The organism is Paenibacillus nanensis, assembly GCF_003583765.1.
GTDB classification, from domain to species: domain Bacteria; phylum Bacillota; class Bacilli; order Paenibacillales; family Paenibacillaceae; genus Pristimantibacillus; species Pristimantibacillus nanensis.
In genome coordinates this window covers 415,899-439,648 of record NZ_QXQA01000001.1, presented here as the reverse complement: position 1 = coordinate 439,648, position 23,750 = coordinate 415,899, and the positions used below count along the sequence as shown (strand labels likewise).

General features: G+C 53.1%; 15 protein-coding genes. 4 read left to right on the top strand and 11 right to left on the bottom strand.

Features of this window, described 5'->3' with window-relative positions:
* Positions 1-290: 290 nt before the first annotated feature.
* Positions 291-1,193 carry a DMT family transporter gene (locus D3P08_RS01885; RefSeq protein ID WP_119597716.1) on the bottom strand — a complete coding sequence of 301 codons (903 nt, stop codon included), beginning with the start codon at positions 1,191-1,193 and terminating at the stop codon, positions 291-293.
* A gap of 98 nt (positions 1,194-1,291) precedes the next feature.
* Positions 1,292-2,152, bottom strand: coding sequence for an NAD-dependent epimerase/dehydratase family protein (locus tag D3P08_RS01880; protein ID WP_276311103.1), 861 nt, complete (start codon positions 2,150-2,152; stop codon positions 1,292-1,294).
* Positions 2,153-2,314: 162 nt separating this feature from the next.
* On the opposite strand from D3P08_RS01880, the gene D3P08_RS01875 reads away from it, so the two are divergent.
* Positions 2,315-3,631 (top strand): phytoene desaturase family protein, encoded by a 1,317-nt coding sequence (locus tag D3P08_RS01875; RefSeq protein ID WP_162848334.1) that lies wholly within the window; start codon positions 2,315-2,317, stop codon positions 3,629-3,631.
* Positions 3,621-4,535: an RNA polymerase sigma-70 factor gene (locus D3P08_RS01870; RefSeq protein ID WP_119597714.1), complete on the top strand. Its 915-nt coding sequence runs from the start codon at positions 3,621-3,623 to the stop codon at positions 4,533-4,535. The genes D3P08_RS01875 and D3P08_RS01870 overlap by 11 nt, the downstream gene beginning before the upstream one ends.
* A 10-nt stretch (positions 4,536-4,545) precedes the next feature.
* On the opposite strand, the gene D3P08_RS01865 is transcribed toward D3P08_RS01870, so the two are convergent.
* From D3P08_RS01865 to D3P08_RS01840, 6 genes are all read right to left on the bottom strand, one after another.
* On the bottom strand, positions 4,546-5,355 hold the full coding sequence (locus D3P08_RS01865) for a Rossmann-fold NAD(P)-binding domain-containing protein (RefSeq protein WP_119597713.1): 810 nt from the start codon (positions 5,353-5,355) through the stop codon (positions 4,546-4,548).
* A gap of 30 nt (positions 5,356-5,385) precedes the next feature.
* The gene (locus tag D3P08_RS01860; protein ID WP_119597712.1) at positions 5,386-6,864 is read right to left on the bottom strand and encodes a multicopper oxidase family protein; all 1,479 of its coding nucleotides are present in this window, start codon (positions 6,862-6,864) and stop codon (positions 5,386-5,388) included.
* Positions 6,861-8,339, bottom strand: coding sequence for a DHA2 family efflux MFS transporter permease subunit (locus tag D3P08_RS01855; RefSeq protein WP_119597711.1), 1,479 nt, complete (start codon positions 8,337-8,339; stop codon positions 6,861-6,863). The genes D3P08_RS01860 and D3P08_RS01855 overlap by 4 nt, the downstream gene beginning before the upstream one ends.
* Positions 8,340-8,406: 67 nt before the next feature.
* The gene (locus tag D3P08_RS01850) at positions 8,407-8,928 is read right to left on the bottom strand and encodes a TetR/AcrR family transcriptional regulator (RefSeq protein ID WP_119597710.1); all 522 of its coding nucleotides are present in this window, start codon (positions 8,926-8,928) and stop codon (positions 8,407-8,409) included.
* Between the two features lie 119 nt (positions 8,929-9,047).
* Positions 9,048-9,794 carry a type I methionyl aminopeptidase gene (map, locus tag D3P08_RS01845; RefSeq protein ID WP_119597709.1) on the bottom strand — a complete coding sequence of 249 codons (747 nt, stop codon included), beginning with the start codon at positions 9,792-9,794 and terminating at the stop codon, positions 9,048-9,050.
* Positions 9,795-9,867: 73 nt separating this feature from the next.
* Positions 9,868-12,099, bottom strand: coding sequence for an MMPL family transporter (locus D3P08_RS01840; RefSeq protein WP_119597708.1), 2,232 nt, complete (start codon positions 12,097-12,099; stop codon positions 9,868-9,870).
* A 111-nt stretch (positions 12,100-12,210) separates the two neighbouring features.
* On the opposite strand from D3P08_RS01840, the gene D3P08_RS01835 reads away from it, so the two are divergent.
* A complete protein-coding gene (locus D3P08_RS01835) occupies positions 12,211-12,837 on the top strand; it encodes a TetR/AcrR family transcriptional regulator (protein WP_119597707.1) in 627 nt (208 codons plus the stop codon).
* An 80-nt stretch (positions 12,838-12,917) separates the two neighbouring features.
* Positions 12,918-13,808 (top strand): SDR family oxidoreductase, encoded by an 891-nt coding sequence (locus D3P08_RS01830; RefSeq protein ID WP_240647198.1) that lies wholly within the window; start codon positions 12,918-12,920, stop codon positions 13,806-13,808.
* A gap of 27 nt (positions 13,809-13,835) precedes the next feature.
* Here D3P08_RS01830 and D3P08_RS01825 read toward each other — a convergent pair whose 3' ends face one another.
* The 3 genes from D3P08_RS01825 to D3P08_RS01815 form a co-directional block, all read right to left on the bottom strand.
* Positions 13,836-14,378, bottom strand: a complete 543-nt coding sequence (locus D3P08_RS01825; RefSeq protein ID WP_119597706.1) for an AAA family ATPase — start codon at positions 14,376-14,378, stop codon at positions 13,836-13,838.
* Between the two features lie 20 nt (positions 14,379-14,398).
* Positions 14,399-14,971, bottom strand: a complete 573-nt coding sequence (locus D3P08_RS01820; RefSeq protein ID WP_119597705.1) for a GNAT family N-acetyltransferase — start codon at positions 14,969-14,971, stop codon at positions 14,399-14,401.
* 163 nt (positions 14,972-15,134) lie between these two features.
* Positions 15,135-23,738 carry a Tc toxin subunit A-related protein gene (locus D3P08_RS01815; protein WP_162848333.1) on the bottom strand — a complete coding sequence of 2,868 codons (8,604 nt, stop codon included), beginning with the start codon at positions 23,736-23,738 and terminating at the stop codon, positions 15,135-15,137.
* Positions 23,739-23,750 lie beyond the last annotated feature (12 nt).

Genomic DNA, 23,750 nt, shown 5'->3' with positions numbered 1-23,750 from the left:
AACCATCGTCTTACGACAAAACACGCTCTTTTTCCGCCTCCCCGATTCTAACATTATGACCCAGGAAATAATTGTCGAACAAACGGCGGGAAATGGTTGCATATACGGGAAGGGACCTACTAGACGCGAATGAAAAGGGGCTGTTTTAACGGGGCAATTTATATTGAAACGGCTCTAAAAGCGGCTGCCATTGCGCTGCATGGGGTCGGCGATATCATTGCGGCGGGCTGCGAGGGCAAAGCGGAGGATACGAAGCTCCAACCGGAAAATGAAAAAAGGAGACAGCCCCCTCACCTTGCAGGCTCGGGAACCGCCCCCTCCTTATTTCGGCGCGGCATCGGGAAGTTCAGCAGCAGAATGCCCGCGATAAAAATAACCGTTCCGGCAATTAAATAGCGCGTCATCGGCTCGTCGAAAAATAAATACGACCATAATAAAGTAAAGAGAACCATACTATTGCCGACAATCGCGACGATGGCGAACGGGACACGCTTAATCGCTTCCGCAAACCAGAAGAAGCTAAGACCTGTAATCACGCCTAACAGGACCAGGGCCAAGACAGCCCAGACGGTTACGGGACCAACTAGGCCAAGGCCATCCGTTTGCATGGGAATTGGAGTGATAACGACTAACGTGCTTACGAAAAATACCGATAAATTCATATTGCCGTTGTCCATCACTTTAAGCAGCATCCGCTGGCTTAATACATGAATCGCGGCGCCGATCCCGGCGAGCGTAAACAACAGCGACGTCAGTCCGCTGCCCTCCATAAGTTCGCTTACCGGCTTTCCGTTCCAGCCGACGACGAGGACCCCCGCGATGCACAGCAGCGCGGCAAGCCAGCCTCGCGGCGTTATCTTCTCCTTGAACATCAGCCATGCCGCCAACAACAACACGACGGTCTGAACCGGCTGCACCAGAATGTTGCCGTAGGAGTAGCCAAGCTTAATCGCGATATTCTCAAACGTATAATTGAGCGCCTTCCCGACCGCGCCAATCCATATCCACTTCAGCCCTATACGAAGCTGAATTTTGCCATCCCTGATAAATAAAATGATGCCAAGAAAAATGACACCGAAAAAAAACCGCGCAAATGTAATGACCGAGCTGTCCACCATGGTTGATGACGTCTTAACAAGCACGCCGACAAAGCTCCACGCGAGCGTCGCGAGCAGCAGAAGAAGATAACCCAAGTCCACTCCACTTCTTTCGTCATGTGATTGATGCAAAAAAAGAAATTGCCCTTCTCGAACAACTCGTACGATAAGGGCAAGCCTCAACTAATACTCCATTATTTGCCTAACTGCTCGCGCCACTTATACTTTGGCTCCCAGCCGAGCAGCTTCATCGCTTTTTCACTGTTCAGCAGCGCTTCATAGCCTTCAAGCGGTGCGCGGAAATCCGTCACTTCCGGATAACGCGCGGCCATCAGTTCGCGGCTTGGAATAGCCATGCTTGTTTCGTTCGATCCCAGGTTCAGCGCGACGGAACCGAGACCATCCGTTTCGATCGCAAGACGGCAAGCTTCCGCAGCGTCGCGGGTATCGATATAGCTCCATAAAATTCTCTCCCGCTCTTCAGGATTATGGATCCATGACGGGAAGCGCTCATACCATTCCGGCGGAATGACGTTGCCAAGCCGCAGCGACACAACCTGGATGCCGGATCTTCGATGGAACATATCCGCCGTCAGCTCGTTGACGACTTTCGACAAGCCATAGCTGTCTTGCGGCAGCTGCGGATGCTCTTCATCCATTGGCACGTATTGCGGACCGAACGGATGCACCGCGAAGCAGATGCCGTACGAGGATTCGCTTGAAGCGATTACGGCCTTCTTGATCCCGAGTCCCGCTGCCGCTTCCAACACGTTATAAGTCGCCATCACATTGTTGCGGAACGTCACCTCAGGCGGTACCATTCCCGCTCTTGGAATCGCCGCCATATGTACAACCGCGTCTGCCCCTGCCAGCGCGCCGTAGGTCTGGCCCAAATCTTGAAGATCGACAATAAGCGTCGGACAGAGCTCCTCTTCAGGATGACGAGTGTCCACGTTCAGAACCTCATAGCCATGCTCGACAAAATGCTTCACAACCCAGCGCCCCAGCATGCCGCTGCCGCCTGTTACGACTACTTTTTTCTTTTTATCCGTCAACGTGATCACTCCTTTTTCGCAAATACAACATTTAGATTATCAGACTTTGTTTAATGGGTAAACAATCAAATATTTGGTTTTACTCCAACTATTTTAATGGTATGGTCACAAATCCTTTCCGTTAGTCGTCTTGTTAGCAACAAAGCTGAAAGGATGATACGCATGAATCAAGACCGTAATAAGGAATGGGACGTTATCGTGGTTGGAGCCGGCATCGCGGGGTTAACCGCCTCCATTTATATGGCGCGGGAGGGACTGTCCGTATTGCTGCTCGACAAAGGGGGGAAAGCCGGCGGCCGCGCGGATTCGACTGAAATGGCGAATGCCCGCGTTAATCTTGGGCCTCATGCTCTCTATAAGAGCGCGCTTCCCATTCTGCGGGAGGTCGGCGTTTCGCTGACCGGCGCATCGCCTAAGCCGAATGGCACGTTTGTGTTTAAAGGGACCAACGGCCAGAACAAAGCCCTTCCGTTCGCTCAACTGTTTTTAGGCTCTTTTTTGAAATGGAACGAAAAAATGCAGCTTTTCCGCTTCTACTCCCGCCTGCGCAAGACGGATTCTTCCGCTTTGCGTTCGGTTAGCCTGCAAGCTTATCTAGATTCGCAAATTGCGAGTCCGCGCGTGCAGAGTCTCGTCCTAGCGCTCGTGCGCGTGTCTACCTACTGCCATGCGCCCCGCCTGCTTAGCGCAGGGGCCGCCATCGAGCAGCTGCAGCATGGTCAAGTTCTATACGTGGACGGCGGCTGGCAAAGCATCGTCAGCCAGCTAACCGAACAAGCGCTGCAGGCCGGCGTCTCGATCCGCGCGAGCTCGCCTGCCGCCGAAATAGCCGGCGCCTGGCCGCAAATGACCGTTTCGTTAAAAGACGGAACACAGCTTGCCGCCCGCAGCGTCTTGTCGACAGCAGGGCCGACGGAAACGCTCTCGCTCCTTCATCCCGCTCTGCCTTCTGCGGATGCCGCCCGCTATGAGCAGCTAATCCCCGTCCGGGCCGCCTGCTTGGATCTCGTTGTGAAAGGAATGCCGGATCCGAAAACCCGGTTTGCGCTTGGCGCCGATTTCCCTTGGTATTACTCCAACCACTCCGCCGTCGCTTCGTTCTCCGATGATCCGGAGCTTTCGGTCGTACACGCGATGAAATACTTACCGGTTGGAATGGAATCCGACCCGCAGCAGGATAAACGCGAGCTGGAAGGGTTCCTGGACCTTATTCAGCCCGGCTGGCGCAGCCATGTCGTCCAGCAGCGGTTCCTTCCGCGCCTGCTGGTCTCCCACGCCGCCGTAACCGCCGAAAGCGGCGGTTTTAAAGGCAGACCCGGGACTGCAGTCGAAGGCCGGCCCGGTCTTTACGCGGCAGGCGACTGGGCGGGGGACTCCGGGATGCTGGCAAACGCATCTTTAACAAGCGCGAAAGACGCCGCTCATTGTATAATAGCTCGTATACAAAAGGGAAAAGAAGGGATTCATCGTGGAGCTTGATTCCGTGTACCAAACGTACAGGCCGCTTCTTCTATCCATCGCGTATCGGATGCTGGGATCCGTTACGCATGCCGAAGACTTGGTGCAGGACGCTTTTTTAACCGTCCAGCAGCAGGAGCGTTCGAAGGAGAACCCGTCCGTTCGCAATCTGAAGGCTTATTTATGCAAAATCGTAACGAACCGCTGCCTCGATTATTTGAAATCCGCCCGCAAGAAGAGAGAGGTCTATGTCGGACCATGGCTTCCCGAGCCGCTGGTGCAGGACTATTCGGCTGCCGTAATTTCCGGCTCCAACGCGGGGCAGGATCCCATTCAGACGATTGAGCTGGAAGACACGATTTCGTACGCCTTCCTCGTCATGCTCGAGAGGCTGACGCCGATAGAGCGCGCGGTATTTATTTTGCGGGAGGCCTTCGATTACGATTACCGCGAGATTGCGGATTTTGTGAACCGGACGGAGATCGGCTGCCGCAAAATCTACAGCCGTCTAAAACGAAAAATTCAGGACGATGAGAAGGCTGCGGAACCGGCCGCTAACGAGCATGCCGACCAGCTGGTGATGCGTTTTCTCCATGCCGCCTCCACTGGCGACATGGAAGGACTATTTGCGATGCTGTCGGAAGATATCGTCTTGTACAGCGACGGAGGCGGCAAGGTGTTCGCCGCCATTAAGCCGATCGAAACAAGCAAGCGAGTCCTTGCGTTTATACAAGGACTCGCTTCGAAGGACGACGGCGCCGGCAGCGTACGGCTCGTGAAGGTGAACGGGCAGCTTGGTTTTGTGCTCAGCACGCCCTCGGAGCCGTTTCCGACTGTCGTCAGCCTTGCGTTTAAGGACGGCCTCGTTCACAAGATGTACCTCGTTCGGAATCCGGATAAGCTGACGCACCTGCGGCTGGGATAGCTCTTCACCTTCATTCTTTTCGGGCCATCATACTTCTTATCGTCTCGGCTGCGCCAATCGCGTATGGCGTTACGGGAACTGTGCCCATCAAGGCCATTTGATCCTTATGCTGCGTTTGCGTCGAAAGCTCATAACGGTCCAATAGACCGCTTATGCGCGTATCATAGCGATGGAGCAAACGCAGCTTCCAGCCGCCGATCGGTTCTAGAATAGGTTTTACGCCGATTGCTTCTCCAGCAGCCTGAAGAAGCTGCCTAAGCGATACCTCAGAGCCGCTTCGAATATTCCAGGTCTGGCCGTATGCGGATTCCCATGAGGCTAACTCCACGATACGGCCGGCGGCGTCGGGAAGATAAAGGTATTCGCGCGGAGCATCCAGACTTCCGAGAGTCGTCACTTTTTTTCCATGCGCAAGCTTCTTCAGCATATAATAAATAATCGTGTTTTTAACGGAGGCCCCGTAGAGCTCCGGGCTTTGAATCCTCAGCACGGAAGGCGGAGAGCCGGATGTGTCCGCCCAAGGATCCGCCTCTTCCGGCGGCTGGTAGATTCCATCGATCCTGACCACCTTCGCGCCGCTCCTTCTTGCCGCCTCCATTACAGTCTCCGTCAGCCGCCGCGCCTTTTCCGGCTCGTCATCATACCTCAAATGAGTCCCATAAAAAATCACATCCGCTCCTTCCGCGGCGTCAAACAGCTCTTGCGCGGTTCTCTTCCCCGGCTTAAAAACGGCTGTTACCTCCGTGCCTTGAGCCTCCAATCGCTTCATCAGTTCGCTCCCCAGAGCGCTCCCTGCCCTTACAACCATCGCTTTACGCATGATTAATTCCTCCATTTCGATAGGTGTATTTTATAGATCAGGCAAATTGCCGGACTTCGTGCCCACTCGGTATGGCGTCGTGACGCCTTCGTAATTCAGCATCATGCTCATCCCCATCGAAGCATGCTGCAGATTGTGGCAATGCGCCATCCATAAGCCCGGGTTATCCGCAATCAGATACAGTTCATAGCTCTCGTCATCTTGCGTTAGAATCGTGTCCAAGTAGACGGGGCTTCCCTTTAACGGCTCGCCGTTTTTGCTCAGCACCCGGAACCTATGGCCGTGAATATGGAACGGATGGTCTCCTCCGCCTTCATTCGTGACCGTTATTCGGATCTCCTCGCCTTCCTTCACAAGGATAGGCGGAATTTCGTGAAAGGATTGGCCGTTAATGGTATTAACGAATAAATTCTGGCCGAGCTTCAACTCAAAAGACTGGTCGAAGGAAATTTCCGCGATCGGATCATTTGCCAGCGGTGCTCCGTAGTCCGTCAGCGAAAACTGCCGTTCGCTTGCGACCCTGATCGGCTCGGCTCCTTGGCCCAACGAAATGTTAAAATGGTCATTCTGCTCGCTTCTGACCACTGCCTTCCCTTGTTCAGGCAGCTCGATCAGCAGATCAAATCGCTGGCCCGCCCCGATTTTAAAGCCCGTAGACTCGAGAATGCCCGGTTGATGAATCGCATGGCCGTCCAATGCGATAATCCGGTACGGCGCACCTTCGACGACCATCTTCTGCGTATCGTCGGTCGTATTCGTCAGTCTCAGTCTCACGGTATCCCCCGGATTGCCTGGAATGGCAAGCCCGCCCGTCTTGCCGTTAAGAATCCAGGTAGAACCTAGCTTCTGCATAAGAACGGCGACGTCTTGAGCCGCCGTATATTCGGCTTCCTTCGGCTCGACAATAAAGGAGCCGAGCAGTCCTTTCTCCGCTTGGATCGAGCTCATCTGATGGGAGTGGTACCAGTAGGATCCCGGCGAGGATGCGATGAACGTATACGTAAATTCCTCGCCCGGCTTCACCGCATCCTGCGTGACTCCCGCTACCCCGTCCTGCGAACAGGGAACAACTACGCCATGCCAATGAATCGTAACGCCCGCATCAATATCTTTATTGCGCAGCTTCACAACGACCCGTTCCCCCTCCGTGACGCGGATTTCCGGTCCGGGCGAAAGCCCGTTGAACGTCCAGGCCTTCACCTCTTCCCCATTGTCCAGCTTAATGGGCGTTTGGGCTGCCGTCATTTCGAACTCTCGAACCGGCGCATCGTCATCTTCCGCAGTCAAAGTCTCGCAGGATACACTCTGGGCCGATGATTGCGAATGCGCGGCATGCGCGGCGGAGCCCGCATGATGCATATGCTCCGCCATATTGATTTCCTCCGGCTTTTGAAGCCGGATTTGCCAGAAATAGACCGCAACCGTGGCACCGATTAAAATACAAAGCACAAGCAAGCTGCTCATTCCGATTTTGAGCTTTCGCCTCTGTTTCGTTTGCTGACCAGTCATTGAGGATTCACCCTTTCCTTCTTTGTTATTGGTTGATCAATCACTTTGTTCGAAACGGAAGGCCGTACAACCGCGATAACAATCAAAGCTCCCGCGACCGCAAATATTGCCGCCCCCAGGAATACCCAGCTGAAGCCGCCGGTCAGCGCCTGTAAGCTTTCTTTGCCGTCCGACAATAAACCGTCCGTTCGTGTTGCAGCCAGCGTCGCCAAAATCGCAATACCAACAGCGCCCCCCACTTGCTGGCTCGTATTCACGAGTCCGCTCGCCAAGCCGGCATCGCGGTCGTCCACGCCATGCACCGCCAATTCCGTCCCTGCGACAAAGGCTCCGCCTAAACCAACCCCAATGACGATTGTAGGTCCAAGCAAATCGGCGACGAAAGCAGCATCGCTCGGTGCCATCGACAACCAAATCAAACCGATCGCGAACAATCCAAGAGAAACCGCTAATGTCCAGCGTGTGCCGATCGATTTGATGAATCCCGGCACGATCCCCGCGATCACAACCAAAGCGCCGGCTAACGGCAGCTGCGTAAGGCCCGCTGTCATTGCGTTATAGTGCAGCACCTGCTGCATGTAGACCGAAAGCGCAAAGAACAGCCCTGTTACTGCGCCGCCGATCAGCAGCAGCGCCAGATTCCCGCCTAATACCGATTTGTTGCGGAAGATGCTGAACGGAACAAGAGGATCCTTCGACCGTTTCTCAATCATGACGAAAGCGGCGAGAAGAACGATAGCGGCAACCGTAAGCGACAAGACGACCGGACTGGTCCATCCCCCATGCTCCGCTTCGGAAAGAGCGGCAACCAGCGCAACGATTCCGCCTGTAACCGTAATCGCTCCTGGCAAGTCAATTGGTTTGCTTTCGCCTGGGGAATCTTTGCCCACTAAGGCCGGAATAGCTGCAATGACGAGCAAACCTACGGGAACATTCACAAAGAATACAGCCGGCCATCCGAAGGATGAAGTAAGAACGCCTCCAAGCAGAACGCCTGCGGCACTGCCGATTCCGGCTACGGCGCCCCAAATGCCAAGCGCCTTAGCGCGGTCCTGCGGCTCGGTGAACAGCTTCGTGACCAGCGCAAGCGCGGCCGGAGCCAGCAGAGCGGCCGATACGCCTTGGATGGCGCGCGCCGCCAACAGCCATGTCCCGGAGGCCGCAAGCCCTGCGGCAGCCGAAGTGATGACGAAACCAGCGACTCCCGCGATAAAAATGTTCCGATGACCGTACCGGTCCGCCAGCCTTCCGCCAAGCAAAAGCAGTCCTCCGAACGGCAGAACATAAGCCGTAATGACCCAGCTGAGCGCCGTCGTATTCATCTGAAGCTCTGTTCCCAACGTCGGAAGCGCAATATTAACGATTGAAGCGTCGAGCACCACCAGAAATTGCGCCAGGGCCAGCACGACGAGAGCCCACCATCTCAGCGCGCTTTTTGATTCGCCGGCCCGCGCGTTATGCGAAATTGTTTTCATTTTTTAACCTCTCCTTTAAAATTGTCTGTTATTGATTGACCAATTACTAATCAGGAAAAAAATTTTGTTATCTCTTTTTCATTAATTCCGGCATATCCATCGCCATTGCGACGTTACACAATAAACCTCTAGCCAAAAAATTCGACGTTCTCTCCGCCGCGTCCGCGATCCCTGCTTGCTCGAACGCCTTCTCCACAAGCTGCTTCACTTCGCCTAACCCTTTGCGCATCGCGTCCCGGATCGGCGCCTCTTGAATGGTCTGCGCTTGCATCTGCAGTAAAATTTCGCTTCGATGCGAGTGGGTAATCTCTTCATAGGCTCTAATTAAGCCGATCTCCAGCTCTGCCGGCTCAGCCCTTTCTATTACCTGCTGGAAAGCTTTCAAGATCCGCTGCCAGGATACCTCAAGAGCTTCGACAAGAAGGGATTCCTTCGTAAAGAAACGATACACATACGGCTGCGAGATAGCCGCTCGCTCTGCGACCTGGGCGGTGGTTGCGCGATAATAACCAATTTCTGCGAATACTTCGATGGCCGCGGACACGATTTCCACGCGGCGGTTAACGGAGGCTGTACCGCTTTTAGCCATGCTTCTAGCCACTCTCCTTTCTTTTTCATTATTATTGATTGACCAATCACTAACTTGATTTCACTATACACAATCTCCATTCGTTTTGCAACAACATTTTTTCCTTTTGCGAACCAAAATTATTGCAGCGTCAGAATGAGAGGCCCATCCTTTGTAATCGCGAGCGTGTGTTCATATTGCGCGGACCGCTTGCCGTCTAACGTTCTGGCCGTCCAGCCGTTATCGTCCATCTTGCTGCGCCATGTCCCTACATTGACCATAGGTTCGATCGTGATAACCATTCCCTCCTTCAGCCGGAGACCTTTCCCCGGAGTGCCGTAATGCAGAACCTGCGGTTCTTCATGAAGGGTAGGGCCGATGCCGTGACCGGTAAATTCCCGGACGACGGAAAAACCTTCCGCTTCCACATAGGTTTGAATGGCGTGCCCGATATCTCCCAATCGATTGCCGATAACCGCCTGCTCAATCCCTTTGTACAGGCTGTTCAATGTCACTTCCATCAGACGCTTCGATTCGTCCGAAATTTCGCCCACCGCATAGGTCCATGCGGAATCCGCCAATCCGCCGTTCAAGTTCACGACCATATCAATCGTAACAATGTCCCCGTTTTTCAGCGGCGTGCTGCGTGGAAAACCATGGCATATTTCATCGTTAATGGACGCGCATGTCGCATACTCGTAACCGTTGAATCCGATTTGTTCAGGTATCGCTCCATGCTTTCTCAAATAGTTATCGACAAATTGATTGATCTCCATCGTTGTGACGCCTGCCGCAATTCGTTTCGCGATTTCCCGGTGGCAGGATGCGAGCAGCTTGCCCGCTTCGTGCATCGCGCGTATTTCCTTCTCCGATTTTAGCGTAATCATGGTTCCATACTCTCCTTCCATTCAAAAGCAGCTCTAGAGCGAAAGGCTCTAAAGCTGCTCTTGTCTCCTGCTTCTATTCTGTTTGTTGTTGTTTCCGGCTTTCCTCTTCTTCTTGCTTCCACAGTTTGCCCGGCCAAAACGCATAGCGCCCTAACACCGCTGTAATTGCGGGAACAAGCAGCGGACGGACGACAAAGGTGTCCAGAAGAACCCCGATTGCCGTGACAATGCCGAATTGCACGAGCACTTGGATCGGCAGCGTCGCAAGCACCGCAAAGGTTCCGGCTAGAATAAGGCCGGCCGACGTGATGACGCTGCTTGTTTCGCTGACGCCGTTTGCGATCGCTTGGCGATGCGGCTGGGTGCGCCTGTTTTTCCATATGCTCGATATCATAAATATGTTGTAATCCTCTCCGAGTGCCACTAAGAAAACAAAAGCGTATAACGGGATGAGCCCCGAGATCGCCGGCATGTCCAGTCCATAGTGAATAAGGAGCCAGCCTGCTCCCAGAGCGGAGAAATAGGAAAGCAATACGGTAATTATAAGATAGATCATAGCCGTAATCGAGCGCAAATAAATCAAGAGCAGAACAGCGATCATAACAATGACTACAGGGATGATCAGCTTCATATCGCGGTCTGTCGTCATTTCGGTATCGTACAGCTTCGAAGTCTCCCCGCCAATCCAATAGTTGCCGGGATTGATTCCCGCATCGGTTAATGCCTCCGACACCTTCTGTTTCAGAACCGGCATCCATTCGATCGATTCCGCGTCGTAAGGATTGTTCGCAAGCACCAGATCATAAGATAAAATGCCCGCATCCTCCTGGCCCTGCCTTGGCTCAGCGACATGGTCCACGAGCGGCAGGCCGCTCAGCTTCTCCTGCAAATCCAGCTCTTTCCCTTCCGTATCGACAATAACCTGAACCGGAGCCAGCTCGCCAGGCGTGAAATGCTCGGACATGATCGTGAACCCTTCTCTCGACGGCATATCCTCCGGGAAGGATTCGAGCAGATTTTGCGTGTATTGAATTCTCGGCGAGAACAAGGCGAGCCCGCCTAGCAGAACGACGCTCAAAATGATGACCGTCCAAGGCTTGCCTACTACGAAGCGGCCAAGCTGCCGGTTGAATTTGCTGTGCGCTTGCCGTCTCCGCAGCTTCCTCCCTTTTTTCGCCTCCAAAGCGGCAAGCATGCCTTCCGTCCTCGGGATAAAAGGGAAAAAGGACACTCTGCCGAATATCGCGAGCAACGCCGGCAGCAACGTTAATGCGGCAATACCCATAATGAGAATCACCAGACTGAAAGGGACCGCAAACCGGTGGAAGGAGCCGTATCGGGCCAGCAGAAGCGCGCTCAAGCTCAATACAACCGTTATCGCGCTAACCAGTATGGCGCCGCCGGAATGCCGGACCGCCGACTGCAGCGCCTTATATTTATCCGCTTCCTCCAGCAAGTATTCCCTATATTTTGAAACTAAAAATAAACAATAATCCGTGCCCGCTCCGAACAACAGCACCGTCATGATGGAGACGGCCTGCGAATCCACTACGATGATGCCCTTCTCCGCCAATAGTCCGAGAATAGGTCCGGTCACGCCATAGGCAAATCCTACTCCGATCAGCGGCACAATAGCCAATATCGGCGAACGGTATAATAAAATTAACAAAATCAAGACCAGGAGAACCGTCGAAATAAGCAGCGTCACATCCGCTTTCGTAAACAGCGCCGCCGCATCCGTCGCGATGCCCGCGGGCCCCGTGAACCGGACATGCAGGCCGGCTTCGCCCGTATCTCTGTCGAACAGCTCCGCCGAGCCCCGCTCGATTAGGCGGCGCTTGAGCTCCTCCAGATTTTCCGTCAGCTCGTCTGTAGTGGCTGTTTTATCCATAAACACTGGCGTTACAATCGATGTCCCATCCTCAGAGGCGGACGCCTGCAAGGCTTGAACGGGAACGCCTCCGAGCGGCGGGATAAAGGATTGCGCCGACAACGGGTTTTGATCCAGATGCCGATACAGCTCCGATACGAGCTGATAGTCCTGATCGATCAGTCCCTCCCCGCGATACCATACAAGAAGCAGCGGCGTTCCCGTATCGTTCGGAAATTGCTCCTTGGCGATCTGCTCCGCCTGCACGGACATGACATTATCCGGCAAGTTCGCGGCGCCATTGTTGGTTACACTGTTGACGCTCGGAAGAACCGCGGAAAGAACGCCCGCGAGCAGAATCCATATCGCAAGCGTTGCCCACCTCCCTTTTCGGCTTGAAGCTGCCCCTACGGCCTGAACAAGAAAATCCCGCATCCTGTTTCCCCATTTCCTTTGGAATTGTTTTTTGTCTCTTTTTTATCTAAAATAATTATATATACCGGTTGGTTAATTTTCAAAGCGCGTTTTTTGCAAGGAGGAATCAAGATGGCCAAACAATCAGGCAAGCGGATGCCCGGCCGGCCGAAAGCGGCGGAAAACGGCAAGTCAACGAAGGAAGTCATCCTGCAGACGGCAATCGGCCTTTTTATTAATAACGGCTATCAGGTCGTCTCGATTGACGACATCGCCCATAACGCCCAGGTGACAAAAGCAAGCGTCTACTATTATTTCGAGTCAAAAGCGGAGCTGTTCAAAGAATCGATCGTCGCGTTAATGGTTCGGATACGGGAGCGGATTAACGAGATGTTAGGAGCGGACAAGCCCTTATATGAACGCCTTATGGATGTGACCGTCGCCCATTTGCGGGCAACGATGACGATTGACATGGACGGATTTATGAGGGAATCCCGGACGTCGCTGAGCGGCGATCAAGTTCATGAAATTAAAGCGGCCGAGGAAAATATGTTCGTCAGTATTGAACAAGCGTTTCTGGAAGCGATAGAAAAAGGGGAAATCCCGCGCATCCACGCAAAATTCGCGGCGCATTCCTATATTGCGTTAGTGAAAGTGGGGAATTATAGGCAAGCCGACGGCGCCTCCCTTTTCGCAGACGTTGAAGAGGCCGCCTCCAGCATTATGCGCGTATTCTGGAAGGGGTTCATCGGCGAGTAGAAAAAGCCCCCAGCTCTAAGGGAACCCATCCTCCTCCGTGGAATAATCTGTATAATAATTAAAATCATGGAGGAACTCAAGTGCAACCGAATTACGGACAACAAACCAAATGCGATACGATTCCGGTCGAATTTCCGCCTCAGTATCAACCCGGGCTGCCCGGCATCGAATCGGTTATGATCCCAAGGCCCCTTTCGGAGAAGCCCGGTCAAACCGGAAGCGGCAAGCTGCAAGGCAAGGTTGCCGTTATTACCGGCGGGGACAGCGGGATTGGCCGCGCAATCGCCTACTTATTCGCCAAAGAAGGCGCCGATATCGCCATCGTCTATCTTAATGAGCATGGGGACGCGGCGGAGACGCAGGAACGCATACGGCAGCTCGGGCGCAGATGTCTGGCGATAGCCGGAGATCTCGGTTATGAGCCCTTTTGCCGAGAGGCTGTCGCGCGGACAATAGCCGAATATGGCCGTATCGATATTTTGATCAATAATGCCGGGACACAGTTTTTTCATTACAACATAGAAGAAGTAACCGCCGAACAGCTTGAACGCACATTCCGAACGAATGTGTTCTCCTATTTCTATATGGCCAAATCCGTTGTTCCGTATTTAAGGCCGGGGAGCGCCATTATTAACACGAGCTCCATAGCGGCCGTCGAGGGCTATCCCGGTATCATCGATTATTCCTCCAGCAAAGGAGCCGTTACCTCTTTCACCCGCGCCTTAGCCGCATCTCTTATTGCCAGAGGAATCCGGGTCAATTCGGTTGCGCCGGGCAGAACCTGGACCCCTCTCATTCCATCAGCCTTTCCCCCTTCGATTTATACCACATACGGCTACAGCACTCCGATGAAACGGACCGCTCAGCCCGCGGAGCTCGCTCCCGCCTACCTCTTCTTGGCGACAGACGATTCTTCCTATGTGGTCGGGCAAACCCTTCATGTCGACGGCGGCGAATATTTTGGCCAATAGCAAGAGAAAAGGGTACCTCCAGGTACCCTAATCGTTTCGTATTAGCGCTTCGCCCTCCGCTCGTTTGAGTATCGCGTCGACCGTCTCCTCCGGCGTTAATCGAGACGTGTCCAGCCACATCCCGATAGCCGGCGTTTCGTGACGCAGCACATGGTCTAATTGGGCTACGCTCCATAAGCCGTATCCCTTTTTGTGACGGCCCGCCTCCCGTTCCGCAACGGTCTGCGCATCCGGGCACAATACGACGAGGTAGAAGGGACGGTTTTGGATAAGCGCTACAAAATCATTTAATACCCGGCCGACAATGACATCCTGAAGAACGACCGTATATCCTTCTTCCCCATACGTATCTGCAGCTTGGACAGCCAATCGATAGCGAAGCCGGAGCTGATCCAGCTCTTCCTCCGCGGCGTCAGGATGAACTTCTCTTCTGTCATTGACGATCATCCTTCGAAAGACGTCCCCCCGAAGATGCACTGACCTCTCAAACCGTTCGGCAAGCAGCTGCGCGACCGTCGATTTGCCGCTTGCCATAATGCCGGTAATGACAAATAATTTGGGCTCCCGCATGACGCTTCCCCTTTCGTTATTTAGACGCGCCGCTCATCAAACCGAGCCTTCGTCAGCACGTACATCCTCTCGCCGTTGCAATCCTCATCGTCGCCTGTCAGCCCTTCCAGAACGCGGTCGAACATAAAGCCCAGCTTCTCGAAGACTCTCAGGGACGCATGATTTCTCGGGTCCGCTTTCGCATATAACCGGTCCAGCCCGATCACGTCGAATGCGAAAGCCGTTAAAGCGGAAGCCGCTTCGGTCGCATAGCCTAGTCCCCAATAATCGCGCCCGATCATATAATACAATTCCTTATCCGGCTTGCTGAAATCAAGCGTTCCTACGCCGCACCAGCCGATGAACGCCCCCGTTGTTTGGCTTCGGATGGCGAACGAGTATTTGAATGGCTGTTGGAAAGGCGTGCTGTAGCTTTCCATCAGCCATTGGAACAAACCTTTGTATTCCTCGAACGGCAATACGCCCATATGCATATAAGTGAATAACTCCGAATCCTGCATGAATGTAAACGACTCCATCAAATCGCTTTCTATGTACGGGCGGATCACAAGGCGTTCAGTTTCTAGACGCATTGCGGCTAATTCCTTGATCATGTGCTGCTTCTCCTTCTCTTGTACGGACTGCATTACCAACTTATCGTAACGAGTATACCTACGGCCGACTGGAGAACTCAAGGTACAATTTTATTCTAACCGTTGTTTACGGATTCTGCGAAAAAAACGGCCACCCGTCGGGGATGGCCGTTTCCTTCTCCTATTATTCCGCTTTGTAGCGGCACAACACGATCATATCTTCAATCGCATCGGGGTTCAGCTGCTTCACGCCGCTCACGCTGGTTTTAACGAGCGAGGGGTCCAGCAAGCCGATCTTCGATTCGGCCGCTTCAAAGGTCCAAAGATTGGAGTCATTCACGTTGTCATACGTAACAACGGATCCGCCAATTGGAATCGATGCCTGCGGAACGCCGTCCATATAATTGGCGTCGCTGTGCAGGATGACGCTCTGGCCTGCCGTTGACCCCGCCGGATAGAATGTAAGCTCAAGCTCAGCCTTTCCATTCGGATAAGCGATTCCCTCTTTGAGCTGCAGAAACACTTGCAGGCGTTCAATTTTTAAGGTACGCCCTCTGTAACGGTAAGGGAAGCGTTCCGGATTGATAACGATTCGGCATGCTTGAGTCTGCGAAGCGGCTGGCGGATACATAAATTGACGCCACTCATTCGCGAACTCGTGTCTGAGGCTGAACATGCGGTGCAGTTCAGACTGCGCCGGGCCTTTCTCGGCAGGCGCCGCCACGCCCTGCGGCGGCATCGCCGGCAGCTGCGCAGCTTGAACGGCAGCCTTCCGGAGCAGGTCTCCGCCTTCGCGGGCCGTATACATGATCTTAAGAATAACATCGGAAATCGTATCGAAATCAAATCCGTTCGCTTCCTTAGGGAGCTCCAGCTGCCACTGCGAGATTACGCCGGCTCCTTCGAACGGCAAATACCGTTCGTCGCGGAAGGACAATTCAAACAAGCCGCTGTCGTTCTGCCCCGTGCTTGTGGCAATCGATTCTACCTGGGTAAAGTCCGTTAAGAAATCCTCATCCCGCTGCTCCGCATAACCCGCGGCCAGCTTGCTCGTTCTGATCTTGCTCGACTCCAGCGTTAGCCTTCCGTTCACGCCGGTATACGGGCCTGTTACGCATGGAATCGTAAGCGTAACGCCTTTGATCCGCCTCATATAATGACCCGGATGATCCATGTCGAACAGCGCCTCAGGCAAGGAGATGACGCATTTGCCGGTGGTCTTGAGCGCGAGCAAGGCGAGCGGATCCAAATGCAGCAGCGAGACTTGCTTCGTCAGCTCGTATTCCCTCGCATTCTGCTCCTGATACGCGAGCTCCAAATTTTTCAGGTCCAGGTACAGCCTCTCGCCGGAGAGCAGCCCTTTCTTCATGCTGTCCCAATGCCCGAACCGAATATAATTGGAGGTCGTAATGCCCCGCTCGAAACGGTAAGCCGCCTCCGCTTTTTTAGCAGCCTGATAGGCCAGCTGGTAAGCGTTGAAGAACAATCCCGAAATTTGAGAAACCATCCATTGATACAAGTCTTCATTCGTATATTTGTCTCTTAGGAAGCTTTCGACTTCCAGCGAGTTTTGAATTTGCAGCTCGTGATTGCTCAGTTCCCGCTCCGCGATCATAATTCGGATTTGCTGAGACGCGATTTGCTTCTCAATTTGCGCAAGCTCGCGGCTTGCAAGGTTCTCCTGCAGCTTCCAATCCTGAGACCGCCGCGCATACCCGCCCATTGTGGCGCTCATAGACGCGGACGTATTCGCAATGGAAGCAAGAAGATTCATCGAGCGGCTGAATGCCTCGACCGCCGCGCCGGCATTACTGCCGCCATATCTCGCTTTGACGACAGGCGAACCCGCCCAGCCGGATACCCCGAGGTCGATGTCAGGCAAAGCCCTCGCAATTGCCGCGGCAAGCTCGGCGACCTGCCCGAGCGTTTGATAATTCGCGGCCGTGCCCGTTAGAACCAGATGAGCTTTTTCGTACACATTCGTAAATTCAAGAGAACGGTAATGATCATACCGGTACTGCGTAACCGCTTTTGTCCTCTCGATTCCCTCCAATGCGTTCTTCGCCTCGTCGATCTGCATTTGTTTAATTTGGCGAATGAGCTGCAGCAAGGCCGGCTCATGCTTCGCCCGCAAGACGGACAACGCTTCGGAATCCTTCTTTTCAAGCGCGGATAATAATTGGCCGCCGAGAGACTTCACCTCTTGCACCAATTCCAGCGCCTTCGGAAGAAGATAACTGAAGCGGTAATGGCTTGGCGCCGCCTGCGAATCCGTTAGCACCGTACCGAGATCAAGCCCTGCCGATTTGGCCTTAACCGCAATGGCCGGATCAATCGGCGCTTCGAACAGGGACAGCGATCTCGCCACTCCGTCAATATTCAGACAGCTGCGGATCTTATTGAGCCGGTCCTCCACTTTGTCCCAATAAGAAAGCAACTTATCGTTCCTTGGAATGCCAAAGTATAACGAATGAATGACATTAAAGTTGGCGGCGCTAAAATGGTTTTCCGACGGGTAATCCTCAACAGCTGCATACGGGAAGCGGTTTTGCGCTTCTACGAGCACGTTCGAGAATTCATCCAGCTCCTGCTTAATCTCGCTGTAGCTTTTCGAAGGCGTTGTTGTAATCGGCGGCATGCTCTCCGGGCGTGGGCCGAGAATATGGTGAGCAAGAATATAAAGCTGCGTCGCCTCGTTAATCGACTCCATCGTATCCTGCGCGAACAACTGGTCGCCCCAGCTAAGCAGATTGTCGATGTATTTCATCACGACATTTTTTTGATAAGCGCTGATCCGCATCCGCGCAATACGGTGCGGCTCGAACGGATTTTGCCGCCACGCCGCGACTTGGTTTCTGAGCTTCTCCTTCTGCTCCAACGATCCCTCCGGATCGGCCAGCAGCAGCAGCAAATCCCAGATCTGCGCGTGAGCGTACGGATTATCCCGAAACGGCTTGAAGTTCCACGGCGTCGGGATATTATCGAAATCGTGAGACGTAGGGTTAAATATATAATGGAACCAGCGTTTCGCCTCTTCGAAGCGCTGCTCCTTGGACAACCGGTCCGCCACCATCAACGGCACATGGAAGAACAGCTCCCAGTTGTATACCCCGTACGCGCTGCCGTATTCGAAGTCCACGTTCTCTCTCGGATAAACCGGATAGACGTTAGCCGTTGGCTGGTAGTTCGTTTGGAAAGCCGTTGTATTTTCGGACGTTTGTATATATTTCGAAAAAAGACTGTCAATTCCCCCCATGTTGAGCGCGTGCATAAACGACATGATGAAGGGATGGTAGTGAGCAGTGAACTGCAGATTCGGATCCCCGTTCCCCCAATCCGCCCGATGCTCGGCCAGGTAGGTCCGCAGACTATCTTGATAGAAGAACGACGGCTTCCGATACTGATGCGCGTAGAAGAACCACATATCGTCGGGCCTCGCCGTAAGTCTGAAACCGCTCTGCGAGGTGCCTAAGAACGTCATCGAGCGTGAAGAGCTTGCGGGCTCTGCGCTGTAAAAATAGGTTAATGCTTGTTTGTCATTCAAGGAAGCTAACTGCATGCCAAGCTGACGAACAGAAACAGCGCTGCTGCGCGTATAAACCGAGTTGTCGTAGGCATACGTGAAATTTTCATTAATATCGAACCAAAGCAAGCCTAGATGCCGGTAGTGGTAATTCGTCACGTCCCAAGTCGTCTGGCTCAAGCCCAGCCCAATATCAAACCGGATCTTATCGCTAAAAGGAACGGCGCGGAAACCATACCATAGCTTTTCCTGCTGCTCATCTACACCGTACGTGATCTCCGGCAGATTGACCTGAAGCGTCGACATTTTTTTCTTGGACCACTTCTGCTTCCTATACTCGGACCAAGCCAGCTTTAAGGTGAAACGTTCCTTAGGGGTAGATCCCTGCTGGTCCTGCGTCGGAATATTGTTCCCCGGCGGCGCGGTCTTCTCGAAGACTGGCCAGAACAAATAAAGTCTGCGGTTAAACACGACCGGTATAAAGTGATTCCCTTGAATCTCCGCATCGAGCTTTACCCACGGCGACCAGATATTATCCTTTCTCGTGCGGTGATAATAAATATGCGGCACAGACTCCGTACGCCCAAAAACATGCAGCGTCCGCTCCGTGTCCGTAACGAGCTCATCCATCCCCATAATATCGAGATGAGCGACTTCGTCCATCATTTCCAAATAACCGCGCAGCGCGTTTTCCGCATTTTCCTCCGTCATCTCGTTTTGCAGCAGCTCGCTCTCCACTTTTTTGAAAAACGGCGTTTTATCGTCGCGCAGCTCCGGCTCGATCCAATTCTCGGGATACAGAAAGACTTTGCGGTTGGCTTCCCATAACCGGTAGTTTTTCATCCATTCCCATTTCTTCGCGTCGATTACGATCGGCGGCACTTCACTTTCCAGATTTAACAGGCATCGTTGAACGAACAATTGAACAGATGCGATCGCCTGTTTGATTCGGGAGGTCTTCATGCAAGCGCCCATCTCTACGTCAATCAGGAAATGATCATATAAGTCCGCTTCCGACGACGCGTTCATCTTGTTGATTTTGACATACGCGACCAGCGCGGCCCGTTGTTTCCTGCGCAGCTCATCCTCGATCACCGAAGCGCTTTGCTGCCAAGTCTGATCGTCAAGCCTTGCCTTGACGGTGCTTTTGACCGTTTTGGAAAGCTCTGCGGTTAGCTTAGACTGCATCCAGGCGCTTAGCTGCTCCACGGAAAGCCCGATTTGCTTCACCCTCGTCATCACGGACTCGATCATCAGCAAGCTCGGCGTTGCGAGCAGCGCCTGAAGATTGAGGTTCAAGCACGACGCGCCGCAGATGATCTCCAGGTCCTTGCGGTCCCAGCCTGTGAGCGAGGACAGCTTATCTAAGCCTGTCGATAACGTAGCCCCCGTTCTTCTGGCCTCCTGGAACAGGTCGAACCATGTCTGCTGGGTAGGAATGAGCGATTGCTTCAACCGCGCATATTCCGCCAAACGGAGCCATTGCTGGAACCATGTTCGAATCTGAGCCGCAGCCGGCTTTCCGGCAGCCGTGAAGCTATTCCAATCGAGCTGACCAAAAACATCCTTGTTTGCGACAATCAGCTGCACTTCTTGATCGTTTAATTGGAAGTTCTGCAGAAGTTGGGCAACCTTGTCGAGCTTCCGGATCGAAAGCGCAAAAGCAAGCCCTTCCGGCTGCTCAAAGTCCCGAATCATACGAAGCTGGGTATCGGCGCCGGACGAATGCAGTTCACTTTCAATGAACCAGGCCGTTAACGGCACGGTAATTTGAAAAGCTTCGCTTAGCGCATGGATGATTAGCAACCGTTTCTGCTCGTTCTGCTCCTCTTCCGAAACCTGCGAATCGCTTACGATTTGCTCAAAGCCCGCCGTCAGCTTCTTCCGTAAGCCGGCAATGAGCTGATCCACTCGGTTAACGGTTGCCGGCTTGGCATCATTAAAGTAGAGATACTTGATCGTATCCCATGGGAACGAGCTGTCTTTCAAGGTTTGGAGCAGATCGATAAATTTCAAGGTGTTGGTTGGCGCGGCAAAAGGATTCAGATTAAATAGCAGTTTGTACGCAATCAAATCGGAAATCGAGCATTTTAACGCCCGGGCCAAAAATACGTAGCGGTACAAGGTCGTCACATTTAACAAATTCAGCTTTGCCGAGGAAACCGGCAGGTTCGCGTCCTCCAGAATCGCGAGCAGCTCCGCTTCGGTGATGCGAAGCGCGGCTTGCAGAATGGGCTTTTTGGAATAGAGCAGCAAATCTTTGCCTGCCAGTTCATTATGATCCGCTGTTAATTCGAAATCCGCGTCCGGCGGGTTGAACAAGGATTTGTTCAAATAAATCGAGTGATAGTGAGACGGATTGCCTTCCGTGTCCATCCGGAACCATAAAGAGAGAAGCTCGGAGACGGTATAGCTGCCCTGAAGCTTTTGCTGCAGTTTCTTCATCTCAACATAGCTGACAAGGAACATGGTTGGCGTATTGCCGAACCGCAGCAACAGCTTATCTAGCTCCTGCATGGAAATGCCCAGCTTGCGCCATAGGCGGATAAAACGATGCATTCTTCCGAGCGGGGCGTAATTGAGCTGCTCAAGCCCGATTAAGTTCCTGTCGTTCATATTGTTTTCATTGCCATAGACAACAAGCTTCACTTCCGGAGCCAGCGGGTCCGGATTGATATACCGAAGCGAGAGCAGCTCCAGAAGCTCTTCATAGCTTAAATCCGTTTTTCTTAAGAAATACGGCACATATTGAAGATTCACTTCGGGCGAAATTCTCATTTTGAAGTTATGAGCTTCGGGTTCAGCGCCATTTACAAATTTGTACGACCAAGTCAGTCCGAAACGCGGTGTGGTTGAAGTATCGGCGTAGGCTATCCGAAACGAATAAGACTTCCCTTCCTCGAAAAAGAACGGATAAGCGCTCGTGTGCATAGCTAACCGGTGCGGTGTCCACGCATCAATAATGAGCTCGTCGTCAATCCATAGCCTGACGCTTCCTTCCGTAGACGTCTGGAACGTATAATAATCGGTCTTATTCGGAACGATCAGCCCTTCCCACTGAACCGCGAACCCTCTTGGAACCGGAAGCTTTTCACCAGACCAGTAGAACGTCGGGGTCGCGTCATACCGATAATTAATGGCGCTTCCCATCGATTGATCCGAATAATAGGTCGCGGAAAGTCCCGGCGCGTACATCGTGTACCCGAAGTACTCCAAAGGGTGAAGACCCTCGCCGTCAAGCCAAATCTTCACGTCCTTTGACGACATCCCGACATACTCCCCCGCACGATCGACTGCGAGAGAGCTGTTAGGGAACAACTCCATCAGATCGTAACGGGATGTATGCAATTGCTTCAAATAAGCGCGGATGCTCTCAAGATGCCGGTCGAACGGAAGCTCGAACGGAAAGATGGCATCCTTCAGCAAGGCATAGGCTTGATTAAAAATATCTTCCGAAAACCCGTCATTATATTCGCGGTTCACATCCAGCGCCTCAGAAGTAATCGCCTCGGACGTATTGTTCTCGACGGGACGCCCTAACACAATATAGCTTTCTAAAACTTCGTTCACCAGATCGATATAAGGCAGCGTGGTATTCGTGTTTTCACACGTCAGCTTCAAGCGCTCGATATCCGGACGGCGGGCGAGCAGCACTTCGATCGGCCGTTTGCTGGCGTATGGCGATGCTTCCTTCGGATTCAGGAATTGCAGCAAATCGACCAAATAAGCGGCTGGACTGTAGACGGAACGGCATTCCTCGCATTCGCAAATATCCAGGCGGCCAAAGAGCGAGGCCCAATCCGGCAAATTACCGGCGGCTAGCGCGCTCGCGCTCTGTTCTTCCTTCTCCCGCATAATCGCAGGAGTTGCATCCTGAACGGCCTGACGCATCGATGTGATCAAGTGCGTCATCGTTGCAGTCAGATGCTCCGCGTTGGCGTAAATTTGTTGCGCCTGCGCTTCGCCCAGCGTGTCCTTGAACTTCTGCACGAACGCCGGCTGGCTTACGCTGCTGATCTGGTAGGCGGAGTCGTACCCCTCTTGAATTAATGCGCTGAAATGGGCAAAACGAGGAGCGACCTGCGCGACTCTCTGGAAAGCTTTGAGACGGCTCGTTAGCTCTTCTTGCTCGGCGGCATCCGGAGTCATCTTCAGCGATTTGCGCTCCTTGAACAGATCGTCAATTACAGACGTCTTAAGATCGAAGTCCTCCGCCTGCTCGAAAAAGTCGGCCAGACGGTCCAGGACAGAAGGCCCTTGCTTCAGCCTGTTCACGCCCTGCTGCTTTAGCCGATAACTAATAAAGGCGTTCGTATACTGCTTTTCAATCCGGTACAGCAGCTGATCGGCGATGAACGCCAATTGCTCTTCTTTCGATTGCTCTCCCGGAGCAGCCGGAAGCTCGAGGCCATGGGACACGCATCCTTCCAGAAACGACACCCAATCGGAAGCCTCCTGCCTGACTAGCGTCTGAATGAACGTTTCTCCATCTCGCTTAAGCTTCCTTATTTCCTGAAGAAGAATGGACTTGTTATCCGTCCAGTCCTTGAGCAGCGACACAAAGATGATTTCGTCGGCGGAGTTATAATCGCGCGCGGCAGCCTTTAGCTGCTCCCGCTCTCTTTTTTTGAGCGCCGACACAACCCCCTCGAGCTCTTTCTCCGCCAGAGCCGGAATAAGCTGTTGATTCGCGGCTTCTTGCAGCGCTCTTGTCAATTCTTCAGCGCGGTAAGAGGCGACCTGGTCCGCGTTTCCCGCGAATCCCATCCGCAGCAATCCGAAGAAGCATGCGGCAGAAACCTTTTTTACTTCCTGATGCGACTTATAAGCCGCAGCCCATTGCGTCACTTGGAAGGTCGAATACGGAGTAGTCCCTACCAAATATTCGATTTCGCGCTCTTTCAGCTCATGAGGCTTTAATTTTTTTAGAAGAGGCAGCAGAGCCTCCTCCATTTGCTCCCATTCGCTTTTCTCGACGACACCCGTCGCCGTTAAATGAATCGTCTCTAATGCGCCGGCATTAAATACGGTAGGGGAAGCGGCCAAAGGCCGGCCGCTGTCTCCCGCTCGCACTTGGAGATGAATAGGCTCCTCCGCCGACTTAGCGTAGACAATCTGGTAGTTTCCTTGCTCATCCGAAACTGCCGTTCCCAGCAGAACCTCGTCTTGGAATTGAAGATGAAACGCCTGCACCGTAACTTTGGCAAACGGTTTTTGATTGCATTGCACTTGCCCGTAAACCTTATATTGGACTTGATCCGACATCCCTGACACTCC